Source organism: Vibrio sp. YT-18, assembly GCF_033337345.1.
Lineage (GTDB): Bacteria > Pseudomonadota > Gammaproteobacteria > Enterobacterales > Vibrionaceae > Vibrio > Vibrio alginolyticus.
In genome coordinates this window covers 1-1,111 of record NZ_JAWOQO010000213.1, presented here as the reverse complement: position 1 = coordinate 1,111, position 1,111 = coordinate 1, and the positions used below count along the sequence as shown (strand labels likewise).

Annotated in this window: 1 protein-coding gene; it reads right to left on the bottom strand. The window is 44.7% G+C overall.

Translation table 11 applies throughout. The annotated features are described in order from the left end of the window. Positions 1–67: 67 nt before the first annotated feature. On the bottom strand, positions 68–1,096 hold the full coding sequence (locus R7M72_RS26380) for a succinylglutamate desuccinylase (protein WP_318056512.1): 1,029 nt from the start codon (positions 1,094–1,096) through the stop codon (positions 68–70). Positions 1,097–1,111: the final 15 nt, after the last annotated feature.

The window sequence follows — 1,111 nt, the reverse complement described above, 5'->3', positions numbered from 1 at the left end:
CAAACGAGGCTTAACCTTACAGTTAAGCCTCGGTAAATTGCAATTAACTTCTAAGAGTAATGTTGGATTAATCGTAAACCAACTCACCCTCTTCAAAACGTGTTTTTACTTCACAAATCATCAGCGCAGCACGTTGACCAATAGCGACATGACGATTTGGGAAGACAATCGCTTCGTTGTCATTTTTAGCCATCAGAGGCTTGTCGCCATCATGACCAAAGACTTCACCATGAACAAACGAAGTAAAATTCTCCACGTTGACGTCAAACATAAAATCGAAATCATCATGCAAGCGGACGATAGTGCGACTTACGCGATATTTAATACACGGTTTCGATAAGTGCTCTGGCTGAGCTTCTGCAATCAAATTACGCAGAGCCAAGTCAAATGCCGTTAATCTGTCCAGAGCGTTTTCACCAATTCTGGCGACGCGGCCAAGCTCCATCGTTAGCGCTTGTGCACCGTAATTCTCTGCACTGTACCAACTGAACGTACTTGATGGTGAATTGGATAACAACACAGCTTCAATATGCGCACTATCGAGAAAATCTACCAACGCTTTGCTGCGAACTGGGTGGCGCGTTTTTGGGCTTACCGCAAACGTGTAATGTTTCGAACCACGAATAGCACAATGCAAATCCAGGTGCCAACGCGTTTTTGGGTCTGTATCTTGATAGAAATCTCGCACCAACAGTTTCAGCGTATCAGCAATCGCCAGTTCTTTCGTTGGTTCGTGCTCTTTTTCATCGAATAGACGATTGAGGTTTTCTTCTAGGAATCGTGTATGCGCCAGAGTTGACTCAGGGTGAGCAATAATGAATAGGCAACGTGCATCGACTTTCTGGAATCCAGATTCGATGTCTTTAATGATCGAATCCACCAGCTCCATCGGTGCGGTTTCATCCCCATGAATACCACAAGAGATGATGATGTTCTTCGTGTCCTGAGTCGGGTTTTCAGGAATGACTTCTAGCACACCACGCTGATAGAGTTTGAGTTGTACGCCGTTTGATAGCACCTGCTCCGCTGGCGCTACATCAATATGAACATCTAACGTGTCAGTTAAAAACGATTGGCGAAAGAGAGACTTCGTCATGCGTTACTCCTTAAT